We start from the raw sequence: 456 nt of genomic DNA on the forward strand, positions 1-456 counted from the left end.
GGTATTACCCTATTGGCGGGCAGGGCGCGCGCGGATGTGCGCCGATTCCGGGAGGTGCCACTGGAAGCACTGGCTCCTCTGAGATCCGTCTCGCAACTCCGACTGGCAAATGGACCAAGACCTGGGGGGCAATTGCGGAGTCGAAAAGTACTCAGGATGCAGGGGTTTCAACGGGGTTGCGATCCAAGAATGAGGCCGAGCGCGAAGCAGTTTCAAAGTGTGGAGCGTCAGGTGCCCGAGATTGCACGGTCAGCATGAGCTATTTCAACCAGTGCGTTTCCTGGGTCATTCCAAGCGGACGATCCGGTACTGGGCGTGCGGGACTTGGGACAGGGGCTACCCCCGAGTTGGCGCATGTCGCTTCGGAAGCAATGTGTCGCAATGATCGCGCAGGACGGTGTGAAGTATTCTATTCCAACTGTACCAAGCCATTGTTTGATGAATTCTGATCAAGGG

The 456-nt window shown here is 57.2% G+C and carries 1 protein-coding gene; it reads left to right on the forward strand.

The features are described from left to right. Positions 1 to 131: 131 nt before the first annotated feature. Complete coding sequence (locus VG556_RS22505) at positions 132 to 449, forward strand: DUF4189 domain-containing protein (protein ID WP_423180068.1); 318 nt, start codon at positions 132 to 134, stop codon at positions 447 to 449. Positions 450 to 456 lie beyond the last annotated feature (7 nt).

It is taken from the genome of Stenotrophomonas sp. CASM106 (assembly GCF_049384825.1).
Taxonomy (GTDB): Bacteria; Pseudomonadota; Gammaproteobacteria; order Xanthomonadales; family Xanthomonadaceae; genus Stenotrophomonas; species Stenotrophomonas muris.